13 protein-coding genes are annotated in these 15962 nt (G+C 51.5%); 5 read left to right on the forward strand and 8 right to left on the reverse strand.

What is annotated here, in order from left to right; genetic code table 11:
• The 8 genes from N7268_RS10955 to N7268_RS10990 form a co-directional block, all read right to left on the reverse strand.
• The gene (locus N7268_RS10955; RefSeq protein ID WP_260862920.1) at positions 1-1365 is read right to left on the reverse strand and encodes an MFS transporter; all 1365 of its coding nucleotides are present in this window, start codon (positions 1363-1365) and stop codon (positions 1-3) included.
• A gap of 147 nt (positions 1366-1512) precedes the next feature.
• A complete protein-coding gene (cyoE, locus tag N7268_RS10960; protein WP_144243050.1) occupies positions 1513-2403 on the reverse strand; it encodes a heme o synthase in 891 nt (296 codons plus the stop codon).
• 11 nt (positions 2404-2414) lie between these two features.
• Positions 2415-2744 carry a cytochrome o ubiquinol oxidase subunit IV gene (locus N7268_RS10965; protein WP_003831006.1) on the reverse strand — a complete coding sequence of 110 codons (330 nt, stop codon included), beginning with the start codon at positions 2742-2744 and terminating at the stop codon, positions 2415-2417.
• Positions 2744-3358, reverse strand: coding sequence for a cytochrome o ubiquinol oxidase subunit III (locus N7268_RS10970; RefSeq protein ID WP_003831007.1), 615 nt, complete (start codon positions 3356-3358; stop codon positions 2744-2746). Before N7268_RS10970 ends, N7268_RS10965 begins: the two co-directional genes overlap by 1 nt.
• A complete protein-coding gene (gene cyoB, locus N7268_RS10975) occupies positions 3348-5339 on the reverse strand; it encodes a cytochrome o ubiquinol oxidase subunit I (protein ID WP_260862921.1) in 1992 nt (663 codons plus the stop codon). Before cyoB ends, N7268_RS10970 begins: the two co-directional genes overlap by 11 nt.
• An 18-nt stretch (positions 5340-5357) precedes the next feature.
• Positions 5358-6305 carry a cytochrome o ubiquinol oxidase subunit II gene (gene cyoA / locus N7268_RS10980; RefSeq protein WP_260862922.1) on the reverse strand — a complete coding sequence of 316 codons (948 nt, stop codon included), beginning with the start codon at positions 6303-6305 and terminating at the stop codon, positions 5358-5360.
• Between the two features lie 459 nt (positions 6306-6764).
• Positions 6765-8240 carry a muropeptide MFS transporter AmpG gene (gene ampG, locus N7268_RS10985; RefSeq protein ID WP_260862923.1) on the reverse strand — a complete coding sequence of 492 codons (1476 nt, stop codon included), beginning with the start codon at positions 8238-8240 and terminating at the stop codon, positions 6765-6767.
• Positions 8241-8284: 44 nt separating this feature from the next.
• Positions 8285-8863, reverse strand: a complete 579-nt coding sequence (locus N7268_RS10990) for a lipoprotein (RefSeq protein WP_260862924.1) — start codon at positions 8861-8863, stop codon at positions 8285-8287.
• Positions 8864-9171: 308 nt separating this feature from the next.
• On the opposite strand from N7268_RS10990, the gene bolA reads away from it, so the two are divergent.
• The 5 genes from bolA (at position 9172) to lon (ending at position 15945) form a co-directional block, all read left to right on the forward strand.
• Positions 9172-9489: a transcriptional regulator BolA gene (bolA, locus tag N7268_RS10995; RefSeq protein ID WP_042285914.1), complete on the forward strand. Its 318-nt coding sequence runs from the start codon at positions 9172-9174 to the stop codon at positions 9487-9489.
• 346 nt (positions 9490-9835) lie between these two features.
• The gene (tig, locus tag N7268_RS11000; protein WP_198905113.1) at positions 9836-11134 is read left to right on the forward strand and encodes a trigger factor; all 1299 of its coding nucleotides are present in this window, start codon (positions 9836-9838) and stop codon (positions 11132-11134) included.
• A 247-nt stretch (positions 11135-11381) separates the two neighbouring features.
• Positions 11382-12005 carry an ATP-dependent Clp endopeptidase proteolytic subunit ClpP gene (clpP, locus tag N7268_RS11005; protein WP_003021624.1) on the forward strand — a complete coding sequence of 208 codons (624 nt, stop codon included), beginning with the start codon at positions 11382-11384 and terminating at the stop codon, positions 12003-12005.
• Between the two features lie 126 nt (positions 12006-12131).
• Complete coding sequence (gene clpX / locus N7268_RS11010; protein ID WP_198905112.1) at positions 12132-13406, forward strand: ATP-dependent protease ATP-binding subunit ClpX; 1275 nt, start codon at positions 12132-12134, stop codon at positions 13404-13406.
• A 184-nt stretch (positions 13407-13590) separates the two neighbouring features.
• Positions 13591-15945, forward strand: coding sequence for an endopeptidase La (gene lon / locus N7268_RS11015; protein WP_016152052.1), 2355 nt, complete (start codon positions 13591-13593; stop codon positions 15943-15945).
• Positions 15946-15962 lie beyond the last annotated feature (17 nt).

A 15962-nucleotide genomic window follows, 5' to 3' on the forward strand; every position in this document is an offset into this window, starting at 1 on the left:
TCACGCCTGGCTTATGACCTGCTCAACGTCAAAGCGGTTGGTCACCTTGCTGTCAATCTTCACGTAGGCCGAATGCTCCTTCGCCACAATTAGCACTTCGCTTACCCCTTCTTTTGCCAGCAGGCGTTGCTTCAGAACATCATCCGCGGTTATCTGTGGTGGGATTTCTATGCGCAGGCTGCTGACATACGGCGGCTCTTTCATCGTACTTGCCACCAGCAGCCAGACGGCGGCCAGCAAGGCCCCGGCGAGAAACACCGCCTGACCATCGAACATTTCGACCACCCAACCACCGAGTGAACCGCCAATTGCCACGCCGAGAAACTGGCTGGTGGAGTAAACGCCCATTGCTGTCCCTTTATAACCCGCAGGGGATTCTTTGCTGATCAGCGAGGGGAGGAGGGCTTCCATCAGGTTAAACGCCAGGAAGAATAGCTGAACTCCCGCAATCAGCCCCCAAAAATGCGCATCTGCTCTCCACAGCACAATCTCTGCGATGAGGATCAACACCACGCATGACAGGAATACGCGCTTCATCCGGCGTTTCACTTCAGCGTAGATGATGAACGGAACGACGGAAACGAAAGACAGTAGCATTGTCACCAGATAAATTTTCCAGTGTTCGGCGGCAGGGAAACCGGCCTTCGCGAGCTGGCCTGGCAGGGCGACGAAAGTGGACATCAGTAAAATGTGCAGACACATGATGCCGAAATTGAGCTTCAGGAGTTTAGGCTCCGCCAGCACTTTGCTGAAGCTCCCTTTTACCATGCCAGACTCACGGTTTAACACATGGGTTGTGCTATCAGGAACCACCCAAAGCGTCAGCGCGATACCGGTGGTCGCCAACGCGGCGATCATCCAGAACAGCGCGTGTAACCCCAGCGCATGAGTGACGATCGGCCCGAGCACCATCGCAATGGCAAAGGTGATACCAAAGCTGACGCCAATAAATGCCATCGCCTTTGTACGGTTTTGCTCGCGGGTCAGGTCAGACAGCAGGGCCATCACCGCGGCGGCAATGGCCCCGGAGCCTTGTAATGCGCGACCGAGAATAATTCCCCAGATAGAGTCTGAGAGCGCGGCAATCACGCTACCGAAAACAAATACCGCCAGTCCGCCGACAATGAGCGGTTTACGGCCGATACGGTCAGAAAGCAGTCCGAAGGGGATTTGGAAGATGGCTTGCGCCAGGCCATAAATACCGATAGCCAAACCGATGAGCGCTTCGCTGGCACCCTGTAGCGCCATACCGTATGTGGTCAGAACCGGCAGGACCATAAACATGCCAAGCATGCGCAAAGAGAATACGGTCCCTAAACCCCAGGTGGCGCGCAACTCACCGGGCGTCATTTTATAATCGTTCATTCCCACCTCTGTATTGATTTCGCGAATAGTGTAAAGCGGTAAGCTGGCGGGGTAAATACACGGTTAATGAGTAAATATTACGTTTCAGGAGGGATTGTGACGCACATAAAAAAGGGTGCCTAAGCACCCTTTTAGCATTCACTGATGTTACCAGACGTATGTCAGCAGGTTCTGCGAGTTTGGCACCATAAAGTCAACGGACATCATCACGGAGAGCGCGGTAATGGCGATAATGGAGAAGCCAAACAGCTTACGCGCCCAGACGCGGTCGTCTTCGACTTTATAACCACGCAACGCCATACCTAACCACCAGACGCTCACGGCAGCTGCTACCACCAGATATTTGTATCCAGCGTAACCGCCCAGCGAGAGCATTAGCGTAGCGATGGCAAACGCAATGATATACAGCGTGATGTGGTTCTTCGCGACTGAGATGCCTTTCACCACCGGCAGCACCGGAATGTTGGCAGCCTGATAATCCTTGAAGCGGAAAATCGCAATCGCGTAAGAGTGCGGCATCTGCCACAGGCTGAAAATAGCCAGCAGAATCAGCGCACCGCTATCGAACTCACCGGTCACTGCGCAGTAGCCAATAACTGGCGGCGCAGCGCCGGAAAGTGAACCAATCAGCGTGCCATAAACGGAATGACGCTTCATGTACAGGCTATAAACGCCCACATAGACCACGAAGCCCATTACGCCCAGCCAGCAGGCCAGAGGATTCGCACCAAACCACAGCAGCATAAAGCCAGCAATACCCAGCAGGGTGGCGTATACCAGCGAGACCGCAGGTGAAATCAGACCTTTAACCAGCACGCGGTTTTTGGTCCTCTCCATCTTCCTGTCGATATCCCTGTCGATGTAGTTGTTAAATACACAACCCGACGCCACAACCAGTGACACCCCAACCAGCGTGTAGATAAACAGGGGATAATCAATGCTGCCCTTAGAGGCCAGCAGGAACCCCCCAATCACCGAGATCAGGTTGCCAAAGATGATGCCTGGTTTCGTTACTTGCAGGTATTGCTTAAACATCATAATCGCCGCTCTTAGTGCATCATCATGTTGTAGTTAAGGTTCCACATAATCCAGATGGAGCCCACAACCAGGATGGCGATGATTAGCACAGTAAAGACAAAGGCCGTCATGTTCCAACCTTCATCAGATTTGCTATTCATGTGCAGGAAGCACACCAGGTGCACCAGAATCTGTACCACTGCCATTGCCAGAATAGTTCCCAGAATGACGGCCGGAGAGGCAGAACCTGTCATGACCATCCAGAACGGAATGACCGTCAGGATGATCGACAGGATAAAACCTGTCATGTAGGTTTTTACGCTGCCATGGGATGCGCCGCCGCTCTCGTTAGAATGACTCATTACATCGCCCCCATCAGATAAACAACAGTGAACACACAGATCCACACCACATCCAGGAAGTGCCAGAACAGGCTCAGGCACATGATGCGGGTACGGTTAGTACTGGTCAGGCCGCGACGAGCAACTTGCACCATCAGCACCGCCATCCAGATCAGACCGGAGGTGACGTGCAGACCGTGCGTGCCGACCAGCGCGAAGAAGGCAGACAGGAATCCGCTGCGATCCGGGCCCATACCGTTAACAATCAGGTGATGGAATTCATAGAGTTCCATCCCGATGAAGCCGGCACCGAACAAGAAGGTCAACGCCAGCCAGGAGATAACCTGGCTCTTGTTGTTCTTGTACATGGCGATCGCCGCCATGCCGTAAGTAATGGAGCTGAATAACAGCAGGAATGTTTCAACCAGAACGAACGGCAGTTCAAAAATGTCCTTACCTGTCGGGCCACCAGCGGTGCCGTTCACCAGAACGGCATAGGTTGCAAACAGAATAGAGAACAGAATGCAGTCGCTCATCAGGTAGACCCAAAATCCGAAGATTTTGGTCTGGCCTGCATCGTGGTGCCCGTGTTCGTGCGCGTGGGCAGTCGCGTGCGTTAAAGTATCAGTTGCCATTTTTCAGCCCTGCCTTAGTAATCTCATCGAAATGCTGGTTTTCCAGTTTTTCGACTTCCGGGACCGGCACGTAGTAATCCACGTCTTCATCAAAGCTTTTCACAATCCAGCTGATGATCATGCCTGCGAAGCTTGCAATCGCCAGCCACCAGATATGCCAGATCATGGCGAAACCAAACAGAGTGGCGAAGGCAGTAATCACGATACCTGCACCGCTGTTCTTCGGCATATGAATCTCTTCATAGTGCGCAGGTTGCTTGTACGCTTCGCCTTTTTCTTTCATTTCCCAGAATGCATCACGCTCGTGAACGTGCGGCACAACGGCAAAGTTATAGAACGGAGGCGGGGAAGAGGTTGCCCACTCCAGCGTACGACCACCCCATGGGTCACCGGTCAGGTCACGGTTCTGCTCGCGGTCACGAATAGAAACGAAGATCTGAATCAGCTGGCACAGGATACCCAGTGCAATCAGCGCGGCGCCACAGGCGGCAACAACCAGCATAGGATGGAACTGCGGGTCAATCTGCTGGCTGAGGCGACGGGTCATACCCATAAAGCCCAGCACGTACAGCGGCATAAATGCCACGAAGAAGCCGATGATCCAGAACCAGAATGCGCGTTTACCCCAGGTTTCGTTCAGCGTGAAACCGAAAGCTTTTGGCCACCAGTAGGTCATACCTGCGAAGCAACCAAATACCACGCCGCCGATGATGACGTTATGGAAGTGCGCAATCAGGAACAGGCTGTTGTGCAGAACGAAGTCTGCGCCCGGAACGGCCAGCAGTACGCCGGTCATACCGCCGACTGAGAAGGTGACGATAAAGCCAATCGTCCACAGCATCGCTGAGTGGAACACGATACGACCTTGATACATCGTAAACAGCCAGTTGAAGATCTTCACCCCGGTCGGGATGGCGATAATCATGGTGGTAATACCGAAGAAGGCGTTTACGTTAGCGCCCGCACCCATGGTGAAGAAGTGGTGCAGCCACACAACGAACGACAGTACGGTAATACATACGGTTGCCCACACCAGTGAGGTGTAACCAAACAGACGCTTACGTGAGAAGGTTGCAGCGATTTCGGAGAACACCCCGAAGACCGGCAGAACCAGGATGTACACTTCCGGATGGCCCCAGGCCCAAATCAGGTTGATGTACATCATCATGTTGCCGCCCATATCGTTGGTAAAGAAATGGGTGCCCAGATAGCGATCCAGGGTCAGCAACGCGACGGTAACGGTCAGAATTGGGAAGGAGGCGATAATCAGGATGTTCGCGCACAGAGATGCCCAGCTAAAGACTGGCATCTTGAACATGGTCATACCTGGTGCACGCATCTTAATGATGGTCACAAAGAAGTTGATACCGGTCAGAGTGGTACCAATACCGGACAACTGCACCGCCCATATCCAATAATCGACCCCGACGCTCGGACTGTACTCTATTCCCGAAAGTGGCGGATAAGCCAGCCAACCGGTCTGCGCGAATTCACCTACGCCCAGGGACAGGTTAACCAGGATAACGCCGACAACGGTGAACCAGAAGCTCAGGTTGTTCAGGAACGGGAATGCAACGTCACGTGCGCCGATCTGCAGTGGAACCACCAGGTTCATCAGACCGATAACAAATGGCATTGCGACGAAAAAGATCATGATCACGCCGTGAGCCGTGAAGATCTGGTCGTAGTGGTGAGGTGGCAGGAAGCCCGCTTCCCCCGCTGAAGCCAGTGCTTGCTGACTACGCATCATGATGGCGTCAGCAAAACCACGGATCAACATAACGATAGCGACGATGACATACATGATGCCAAGGCGCTTGTGGTCAACCGAAGTTAGCCACTCTTTCCACAGGTAGGTCCACTTACCGAAGTAAGTGATGAGGGCCAGTAAGGCCGCACCACCGATGATAATCGCAGCGATCGTAACCATGACAATTGGTTCATGGAACGGAACTGCATCCAGTGTCAATTTTCCGAACATCGTATTCTTCCTCGGCCCCTAGTGAGCGGATTCCGCGTGGCTCATGTCCATGCCTTCCATTCCTTCGTGTGCGCTGTGCTCACCTTCGGGTTGGGTCATGTCCATGCTCTTACCGTGAGCCATAAATTTGTTAATAACGTCTTTAAACAAATCGGGTTTCACGTTGGAGAAGTATTCCACCTGGTTGTATTCGCTTGGTGTAGCCACTTTTTCGAACGCAGCCATGTCGCTCATGGTGTTCGTGGACTGTTTAGCTTTAGCAACCCATTGGTCGAATTCGGCGCGGTCCTTTGTTGCGATAGCCTTGAACTTCATACCGGAGAAGCCTGGTCCGCTGTAGCTTGCGGAGATACCATCATAAGTACCGACTTCGTTGGCGATCAGATGCAGTCGAGTCTGCATACCGGCCATGGCATAGATCTGGCTACCCAGACGCGGGATAAAGAAGGAGTTCATCACGGAGTTGGACGTGACTTTGAATTCAACCGGAGTGTTCGCCGGGAAGGCGATTTCATTCACGGTAGCAATTCCCTGTTCCGGATAGATGAAGAACCATTTCCAGTCCATGGAAACCACTTCGATGGTAATGGGCTTCTCGTCGTGGGCCAGCGGCTTGCTAGGCTCAAGAGCGTGAGTGGTTTTCCAGGTCAGTACCGCAAGGAAAATGATGATTAAGATAGGCACCGTCCAGACCACAGCTTCCACTTTATTGGAGTGTGACCAGTTCGGGCTGTACTTCGCATCTTTATTGCTTGCTCTGTACTTCCAGGCAAAACCAACAGCCATCAAGATGGCGGGAATAACGACAATCAACATCAGGCCAAACGCCGTCAGTATCAATGACCGTTGTTCCAGTCCAATCTGTCCTTTAGGGTCAAGCAGCGCAGAATTACAGCCACTGAGTAATGCAGTGCCTGCAATTAATGACAACCATCCCAAACTTTTATTGTATTTCCTGAGTCTCATTTAACGACCTCAATTCCACGGGACCGGGTGGCGTTTAAAGTGTGAGGGCATTTTACGGGAAGGTTACATTACTGTAAACATCATTGGATCTGTGTTACTGGGTTCTGCCGAGCGTGTCACATATGTTGCAATATATGTCGGGTTGGCTTTAAGAACCTGTTGCAACATCACGTTATAACGAAAGCGGGCACGTGGGGAGGGTGTGGAGGGCAATTGGTATAACCAATGCAAAAATAAAACAATTGGTTAACAATTGATTATCAATAAAAAGACAAATGAAGAACAAAAAATAAAACCACGTTGGCTGAATCGAGTACAGGAAATAGAATTTATAAAAGGAGCCAATAATTTCCAAATTCTATGGCGCACAAAAGAACAAATATTATTTTTATCAGTTGCTGTTTATTTAGCCGTTATAATTACGCAAGGTGATTACAACGGCCAAATAAACGGGGATGATTACGCCAGGCGCGTTTTGCGCAGTGCCAGATAATCCAGTAATCCACCGAACACCACACCGCAAACCGCCACCAGGACCGAGACTTCAAGTAGTGCTGGCAGGAACGAGAAGTTGGTGTAATCCAGAGCGTTCAGGGTTAACAGCAACAGCCATACAGCCAGCAAGCAGCAACCCGCCACCAGCGTCATTAATGCCAGACTGTAAGCGCCACGAAATTCCGTGCGCGGGATAAAGCTTTCCGTTTGCCAGCTATGTTCCAGCGTTTGTCGGCAGACCAGCAATAACAACAGTCCTGGAACGGCTGCAACCACGGAGAAAAGATAAAACGTGGGCCAGCCGTGTGCTTCGACAAACCAACCCGCCACCGGGCCAACGTAAACGCGTCCAACGGCCGAAAGCGCAGAGAGCAGAGCAAATTGTGTTGCGGAAAAGGATTTGTTACACAGCGTCATTAACAGCGCGACAAATGCCGCTGTCCCCATGCCACCGCACAGGTTTTCGAAGAAGACGGCGGCACCCATACTGAACATGTGTTTGTCCGTGATGGAAAGCAGCCAGTAGCCTGCGTTCGATGCGCCTTGCAGAAGGCCGAAGATCAGTAATGCGCGGAACAGTGAAAGGCGCTGCATCAGAATACCACCGTAGAGGGCGCCAACAATCGTGGCCAGCAGCCCCAGCGTTTTATTCACCACGCCGACTTCACCGGCGTCAAATCCGACGCCGCGGATTAAAAATGTGGTGGTCAGACTCATGGCAAAGGCATCGCCAAGTTTATACAGCACGATAAGCAGCAGGATCAGCCAGGCATTGTTACGACCAAAGAAATCGCGCAGCGGAGCCGCAACCGCCTGTTCCAGTGTTTTAGGTACCGGAATGGCATCAGTGGGTTCGGGTGCTAACAGGGTGGCGATGATACACGGTATCAGCAGCGCGGCCATCAGCCAGTACATGCCTTGCCAGCCCAGCCAGCGATCGGCCATCCACAGAGCCAGTCCACCCGAAACCAGCATCCCTAAGCGATAGCCCAGCACGCTAATTGCAGCGCCGGTCCCACGTTCTTCCGCGGGGAGAACATCCGTTTTCCAGGCGTCAAAGACGATATCCTGTGAGGCGGAACAGAAAGCAATAACAACGGCGAGCGCAGCCATCCAGCGTAAGTGCGAACCAGGATCAAGAAAACCCATCGCCGCAATCGAAATAAGTAACAGCACCTGGGTGGTCAACAGCCAGCCGCGGCGTCGGCCTAAAAAAGGCGGCGTGTAGCGGTCCATCACCGGAGACCAGAGGAACTTAAAGACATAGGCCTGGCCGACCAGAGAAAAGAAACCGATGGTTTTAAGATCGATATTTTCGACCGTCATCCAGGCCTGAAGCGTACCGGAGGTCAGGGCGAGCGGTAAACCAGAAGCGAACCCCAGAATAAGCAGGATAGCGGAGCGCGGTTGTTGAAAAATACGTAAGTAATGACTGGACATGGGCTTCTTTAGGCCCGACGAGCGCCGGGCCATAAGGGCAGAAATTAACGCGCGTTCTGCTTAATGAAATCATGAACGCTGGTGTCCTGAGACATATCAGCGATGGTGTCGGTCAGGACGCTGTTAACGGCGTCAGCAATATTTTTGTTAGAGACCTGGAACGCGCCTTCAATCGAATAGCTTGCACGGTAGTTTTTGGTCATTTTGTTGCCGTTTGCAGCGGTCGCAATAATGGCGATATCTGCTTTGGTGGCGATGTTATAGCGCACACTACCCTGAGACACATCAGCATACAGCTGGCTAACGATGATTTGCAGGTTAACCGCGCCGTTTGGACCCACCATATAACCGCGTGCGGTCATCTGTTTTTCCAGCACTTCTTGCAGCAGGAAGCGCAGATCACGGGAGGCGGTCAGAGTAACCAGTTGGTTATCGCGGGTGACCTTTGCCAGCGCTTGATCCTGACGCTGATCGGCACCGTTAATGCTAACAGTCACGCCCATCAGGCTTGGGTCCTGCTGCGGCAGAGTGATTTTCGGAGAGACATCAATAGTGGTTGGCGGTGTAGCACAACCAGCCAGCATAAACAGCGCGACTAACGGAAAGAGGATTTTTTTAAACATGTTCGGGCTCTCAGTAAATCTTAAGCATGTGTGAATCGGAAAAATTCCCGCCATCATAACATCGCCAACGATGAGGGGAAGTAGGTAACGCATGTAAATTCATCGTGTTGTCCGTTTAATGGCGTGTCAGAGACCATAAATGGACATTTTGCAATGAAACGAACAGTTGAATCAGTGAACTTCATTCGTTTGGATGAGAAAATCGGACAAGTGCCAATTTTTTGTTGCTAAGGTGTAATGGAAACGGTAAAAGCGGCTAGTATTTAAAGGGATGGGTGACATCTCAACGTTGTCGGAGGGAATATTTCATGATGATTCGTGAGCAAATAGAAGAAAAATTAAGGGCAGCGTTCCAACCCGTGTTCCTCGAAGTTGTGGATGAAAGCTATCGTCACAATGTTCCGGCTGGTTCGGAAAGCCATTTTAAGGTTGTGCTGGTCAGCGATCGCTTTGCTGGTGAACGTTTTCTTAACCGTCATCGGATGATTTACGGTACGTTGACCGCGGAGCTCTCTACAACCGTACATGCGCTCGCCCTGCATACCTACACTATTAAGGAGTGGGAAGGGTTGCAGGATACTATTTTTGCATCGCCTCCTTGTCGTGGAGCGGGAAGCATCGCATAGAAAAACGGATTTGCAACAACCGGCGCTTTTCCAGTATGTTGCTACCCATTATGTAAAAACGGCCTGCGGGCCGTTTTGTTTTGTCTGAATTCTGAGTGAGTCGTACAGTATTCAGACAAAAATTAGCCGGGAATTGTGAAAAAAGCCGCAGCAACGCGCGATAACCGTTCTCGACTCATAAAAGTGATGCCGCTATAATGCGCGTCTTATTTTTCGGAATGTCTTCGGGATGATTCTGACGACAGGGAATGTGATTGATTATGAGAACATCCCAGTTCCGCGAAGCCAACCATCTGTGCTTGCGGAGAAGAGTTGACCGAGCACTGTGATTTTTTGAGGTAACAAGATGCAAGTTTCAGTTGAAACCACTCAAGGCCTTGGCCGCCGTGTAACGATTACTATCGCTGCTGACAGCATCGAGACCGCTGTGAAAAGCGAGCTGGTCAACGTAGCGAAGAAAGTGCGTATTGACGGTTTCCGCAAAGGAAAAGTACCGATGAATGTTGTTGCTCAGCGTTATGGCGCGTCTGTACGCCAGGACGTTCTGGGTGACCTGATGAGCCGTCACTTTGTTGATGCAATCATCAAAGAAAAAATTAACCCGGCTGGCGCACCGAACTACGTTCCGGGCGAATACAAACTGGGCGAAGACTTCACTTATGCCGTTGAGTTCGAAGTTTACCCGGAAGTTGAGCTGACGGGTCTGGAAGCAATCGAAGTTGAAAAACCGGTTGTTGAAGTGACTGACGCTGACGTTGACGTCATGCTGGATACCCTGCGTAAGCAGCAGGCTACCTGGAAAGACAAAGATGGCGCAGCTGATGCAGAAGACCGTGTCACCATCGACTTCACCGGTTCTGTAGACGGTGAAGAGTTCGAAGGCGGCAAAGCGTCTGACTTCGTACTGGCGATGGGCCAGGGTCGTATGATCCCGGGCTTTGAAGAAGGCGTTAAAGGTCACAAAGCTGGCGAAGAATTCACTATCGACGTGACCTTCCCGGAAGAGTACCACGCTGAAAACCTGAAAGGTAAAGCGGCTAAATTCGTTATCAACCTGAAGAAAGTTGAAGAACGTGAGCTGCCGGAACTGACTGAAGAATTCATCAAGCGTTTCGGCGTTGAAGATGGTTCCGTTGCGGGTCTGCGCGCTGAAGTCCGTAAAAACATGGAACGTGAGCTGAAAGGCGCGGTACGTAACCGCGTTAAATCTCAGGCGATCGAAGGTCTGGTGAAAGCGAACGACATCGACGTTCCTGCTGCACTGATCGACAGCGAAATCGACGTTCTGCGTCGTCAGGCTGCTCAGCGTTTCGGTGGCAACGAGAAACAAGCTCTGGAACTGCCGCGTGAACTGTTCGAAGAACAAGCTAAGCGTCGCGTCGTTGTTGGTCTGCTGCTGGGCGAAGTGATTCGTACCAACGAGCTGAAAGCTGACGAAGATCGCGTTAAAGGCCTGATCGAAGAGATGGCTTCTGCTTACGAAGATCCGAAAGAAGTTGTTGAGTTCTATAGCAAAAACAAAGAACTGATGGACAACATGCGTAACGTCGCTCTGGAAGAACAGGCTGTTGAAGCGGTTCTGGCGAAAGCAAAAGTGACTGAAAAAGCCACTTCTTTCAACGAGCTGATGAACCAGCAGGCGTAATTCGTCGCTTTTTTAGCACGAAATTCGCACGCAAGCCCGTCACCTTCTGGTGGCGGGTTTTTTTTTGTCACGCATTTTGCATGGGAAGAGTGCGAAAACAGCGTTTCAGTGTTAGCGTTAGAGCAAAAGATTGTTATGCTTGAATTATGGCGATGTCGTACCCATTACTGAGGGACTAGCTGATAATCCGTCCATAAGGTTACAATCAGCACAGCAGGTTTTTTCAAATTTTATCCAGGAGACGGAAATGTCATACAGCGGCGAACGAGATAACTTTGCACCCCATATGGCGCTGGTGCCGATGGTCATTGAACAGACCTCACGTGGTGAGCGCTCTTTTGATATCTATTCTCGTCTACTTAAGGAACGCGTTATCTTTCTGACTGGCCAGGTCGAAGACCATATGGCTAACCTGATTGTGGCGCAGATGCTGTTCCTGGAAGCAGAAAACCCGGAAAAAGATATCTACCTGTATATTAACTCCCCTGGCGGAGTGATCACTGCAGGGATGTCTATCTATGACACCATGCAGTTTATTAAGCCGGACGTTAGCACCATTTGTATGGGCCAGGCGGCCTCAATGGGTGCGTTCCTGCTGACTGCAGGGGCAAAAGGTAAGCGTTTTTGCCTGCCTAACTCTCGCGTCATGATCCACCAGCCTCTGGGCGGTTACCAGGGCCAGGCGACGGATATTGAAATTCATGCCCGTGAAATTCTGAAGGTGAAAGGGCGCATGAATGAACTTATGGCGCACCATACGGGTCAATCTCTTGAGCAGATTGAACGTGATACCGAGCGCGATCGCTTCCTCTCCGCTTCTGAGGCGGTGGAGTATGGTCTGGTCGACTCAATTTTGACCCATCGTAATTAATGCCCAGGGCGTAGGTGTGCCGCTATAATTACCAGGAGCGGCACAACGCTGACTAGCGTCTTGCGCCTGAGAATGGCATTTGCGTCGTCGTGTGCGGCACAAAGAACAAAGAAGAGGTTTTGACCCATGACAGATAAACGCAAAGATGGCTCGGGCAAATTGTTGTACTGCTCTTTTTGCGGCAAAAGCCAGCATGAAGTGCGTAAGCTGATTGCCGGTCCATCCGTGTATATCTGCGACGAATGTGTTGATCTATGTAACGACATCATTCGCGAAGAGATTAAGGAAGTAGCACCGCACCGTGAACGCAGTGCGCTGCCGACGCCACATGAAATTCGCAACCACCTGGACGATTACGTTATCGGCCAGGAGCAGGCGAAGAAAGTGCTGGCGGTCGCGGTATACAACCATTACAAACGTCTGCGCAACGGCGACACCAGCAATGGCGTCGAGTTGGGCAAAAGTAACATTCTGCTGATTGGCCCGACGGGTTCCGGTAAAACGCTGTTGGCGGAAACGCTGGCACGTCTGCTGGACGTTCCGTTTACTATGGCTGATGCGACCACCCTGACCGAAGCCGGTTATGTGGGTGAAGACGTCGAAAATATCATCCAGAAACTATTGCAGAAGTGTGATTACGACGTGCAGAAAGCGCAGCGTGGCATTGTCTACATTGATGAAATCGACAAGATTTCACGCAAATCAGACAACCCGTCCATTACGCGTGACGTTTCCGGCGAAGGCGTACAGCAAGCGCTGCTGAAACTGATCGAAGGGACCGTTGCCGCTGTTCCGCCACAAGGTGGGCGTAAACATCCGCAGCAGGAGTTCTTACAGGTTGATACCTCTAAGATCCTGTTTATCTGTGGTGGTGCTTTCGCCGGTCTGGATAAAGTGATTTCTCATCGTGTGGAAACCGGCTCCGGCATTGGTTTTGGCGCGACGGTTAAAGCCCAGTCCGATAAAGCCAGCGAAGGTGAGCTGCTGTCTCAGGTTGAGCCGGAAGATCTGATCAAATTTGGTCTGATCCCTGAGTTCATCGGTCGTCTGCCGGTAGTGGCAACGCTGAGTGAACTGAGTGAAGAAGCGCTGATCCAGATCCTGAAAGAGCCGAAAAACGCCCTGACCAAACAGTATCAGGCGCTGTTCAATCTCGAAGGTGTTGATCTGGAGTTCCGCGAAGAAGCGCTGGATGCGATTGCCAAGAAAGCGATGGCGCGCAAAACCGGTGCGCGTGGTCTGCGTTCCATCGTAGAAGCTGCGTTGCTCGACACAATGTATGACCTGCCTTCAATGGAAGACGTCGAAAAAGTGGTTATCGACGAGTCCGTCATCGGTGGTCAGAGCAAGCCGCTATTGATTTATGGTAAACCAGAAGCGCAGCAAGCGTCTGGCGAATAATTAATCAATTTTTACAGGCCTTTAATGAAAAAGGGGGGATTTTATCCCCCCTTTTATTTTTCCGTAAACATGGCGTTGAATGTGTGGGAAACATCCCCATATACTGACATACATGTTAAAGGTGGTGTGAAGCACAGTCGTGCCACCTGATTACCTGGCGGACACTAAACTAAGAGAGAGCTCTATGAATCCTGAGCGTTCTGAACGCATTGAAATCCCCGTATTGCCGTTGCGCGATGTGGTGGTTTATCCGCACATGGTCATACCCTTATTTGTAGGGCGGGAAAAATCTATCCGTTGTCTGGAAGCGGCTATGGACCATGATAAAAAAATCATGCTGGTCGCTCAGAAAGAAGCATCAACGGATGAGCCGGGTGTAAACGATCTTTTCACCGTCGGGACCGTGGCCTCTATTTTGCAGATGCTGAAACTGCCTGACGGCACCGTAAAAGTGCTGGTTGAGGGGTTACAGCGCGCGCGTATTTCTGCGCTGTCTGATAACGGCGAGCATTTCTCTGCGAAAGCGGAGTACCTTGATTCGCCAGCCATTGATGAGCGTGAACAGGAAGTGCTGGTGCGTACCGCAATCAGCCAGTTCGAAGGCTATATCAAGCTGAACAAAAAAATCCCACCAGAAGTGCTGACGTCGCTTAACAGCATTGACGATCCTGCGCGTCTGGCGGACACCATCGCTGCGCACATGCCGCTGAAACTGGCGGACAAACAGTCCGTTCTTGAGATGTCCGACGTGAATGAACGTCTGGAATATCTGATGGCGATGATGGAATCTGAAATCGATCTGCTGCAGGTTGAGAAACGCATTCGCAACCGCGTTAAAAAGCAGATGGAGAAGTCCCAGCGTGAGTACTATCTGAACGAGCAAATGAAAGCCATTCAGAAAGAACTCGGCGAGATGGACGACGCGCCGGATGAAAACGAAGCGCTGAAGCGTAAAATCGACGCGGCGAAAATGCCGAAAGAGGCAAAAGAGAAAGCGGAAGCAGAACTGCAGAAGCTGAAAATGATGTCTCCAATGTCGGCAGAAGCAACCGTGGTACGTGGCTACATCGACTGGATGGTGCAGGTTCCGTGGAATGCGCGCAGTAAGGTTAAAAAGGATCTGCGTCAGGCGCAGGAAATCCTGGATACCGACCATTATGGTCTGGAGCGCGTAAAAGATCGCATTCTTGAATATCTCGCGGTTCAAAGCCGTGTGAACAAAATCAAGGGGCCGATCCTGTGTCTGGTTGGACCGCCGGGGGTTGGTAAAACGTCTCTGGGGCAATCCATCGCCAAAGCTACCGGACGTAAATACATCCGCATGGCGCTGGGCGGCGTACGTGACGAAGCGGAAATCCGCGGTCACCGCCGGACGTATATCGGTTCGATGCCGGGCAAACTGATCCAGAAAATGGCCAAAGTGGGCGTGAAAAACCCGCTGTTCCTGCTGGATGAGATCGACAAAATGTCATCTGACATGCGCGGTGATCCGGCTTCCGCACTGCTTGAGGTGCTGGATCCAGAGCAGAACGTGGCGTTCAGCGATCACTACCTGGAAGTGGATTATGATCTCAGCGACGTCATGTTCGTTGCGACGTCTAACTCCATGAATATTCCGGCGCCGTTGCTGGATCGTATGGAAGTGATCCGTCTGTCTGGCTATACCGAAGACGAGAAACTGAACATCGCCAAACGCCACCTGCTACCGAAGCAGATTGAGCGTAACGCGCTGAAAAAAGGTGAACTGACGGTCGATGATAGTGCCATTGTGGGCATTATTCGTTACTACACCCGTGAAGCTGGCGTCCGTAGTCTGGAGCGTGAAATCTCCAAACTGTGCCGTAAAGCGGTTAAACAGCTGTTGCTGGATAAGTCACTGAAACATATCGAGATCAATGGCGATAACCTGCACGATTATTTAGGCGTACAGCGCTTTGACTACGGTCGTGCGGACAACGAAAACCGCGTGGGTCAGGTCACCGGCCTGGCATGGACGGAAGTGGGCGGCGATCTGCTGACCATTGAAACGGCCTGTGTGCCGGGTAAAGGTAAGTTGACCTACACCGGTTCTCTGGGTGAAGTGATGCAGGAATCCATTCAGGCGGCACTGACCGTGGTACGTGCGCGTGCGGAAAAACTGGGCATTAACCCTGATTTTTACGAAAAACGCGACATCCACGTTCACGTACCTGAAGGGGCGACGCCGAAAGATGGTCCAAGCGCGGGTATTGCCATGTGCACCGCACTGGTCTCCTGTCTGACGGGTAACCCGGTTCGTGCTGATGTGGCAATGACGGGCGAAATCACCCTGCGTGGTCAGGTTCTGCCTATCGGTGGTTTGAAAGAAAAACTGCTGGCGGCGCATCGTGGCGGAATTAAGACCGTCTTAATTCCAGATGAAAATAAACGTGACCTGGAAGAGATTCCGGACAACGTGATTGCCGATCTGGACATCCATCCGGTCAAACGCATTGAGGAAGTTCTGACACTCGCACTGCAAAATGAACCGTCTGGCATGCAGGTTGTAACGGCAAAATAGTGACCTCGCGCAAAGAG

Source organism: Citrobacter sp. Marseille-Q6884 (assembly GCF_945906775.1).
Lineage (GTDB): Bacteria > Pseudomonadota > Gammaproteobacteria > Enterobacterales > Enterobacteriaceae > Citrobacter.

Bases quoted from the DNA above. Each gene is read 5' to 3' on its own strand.
- N7268_RS10955 (WP_260862920.1), bottom strand. From the start codon at position 1,365: ATGAACGATTATAAAATGACGCCCGGTGAGTTGCGCGCCACCTGGGGT.
- cyoE (WP_144243050.1), bottom strand. From the start codon at position 2,403: ATGATGTTTAAGCAATACCTGCAAGTAACGAAACCAGGCATCATCTTT.
- N7268_RS10965 (WP_003831006.1), bottom strand. From the start codon at position 2,744: ATGAGTCATTCTAACGAGAGCGGCGGCGCATCCCATGGCAGCGTAAAA.
- N7268_RS10970 (WP_003831007.1), bottom strand. From the start codon at position 3,358: ATGGCAACTGATACTTTAACGCACGCGACTGCCCACGCGCACGAACAC.
- cyoB (WP_260862921.1), bottom strand. From the start codon at position 5,339: ATGTTCGGAAAATTGACACTGGATGCAGTTCCGTTCCATGAACCAATT.
- cyoA (WP_260862922.1), bottom strand. From the start codon at position 6,305: ATGAGACTCAGGAAATACAATAAAAGTTTGGGATGGTTGTCATTAATT.
- ampG (WP_260862923.1), bottom strand. From the start codon at position 8,240: ATGTCCAGTCATTACTTACGTATTTTTCAACAACCGCGCTCCGCTATC.
- N7268_RS10990 (WP_260862924.1), bottom strand. From the start codon at position 8,863: ATGTTTAAAAAAATCCTCTTTCCGTTAGTCGCGCTGTTTATGCTGGCT.
- bolA (WP_042285914.1), top strand. From the start codon at position 9,172: ATGATGATTCGTGAGCAAATAGAAGAAAAATTAAGGGCAGCGTTCCAA.
- tig (WP_198905113.1), top strand. From the start codon at position 9,836: ATGCAAGTTTCAGTTGAAACCACTCAAGGCCTTGGCCGCCGTGTAACG.
- clpP (WP_003021624.1), top strand. From the start codon at position 11,382: ATGTCATACAGCGGCGAACGAGATAACTTTGCACCCCATATGGCGCTG.
- clpX (WP_198905112.1), top strand. From the start codon at position 12,132: ATGACAGATAAACGCAAAGATGGCTCGGGCAAATTGTTGTACTGCTCT.
- lon (WP_016152052.1), top strand. From the start codon at position 13,591: ATGAATCCTGAGCGTTCTGAACGCATTGAAATCCCCGTATTGCCGTTG.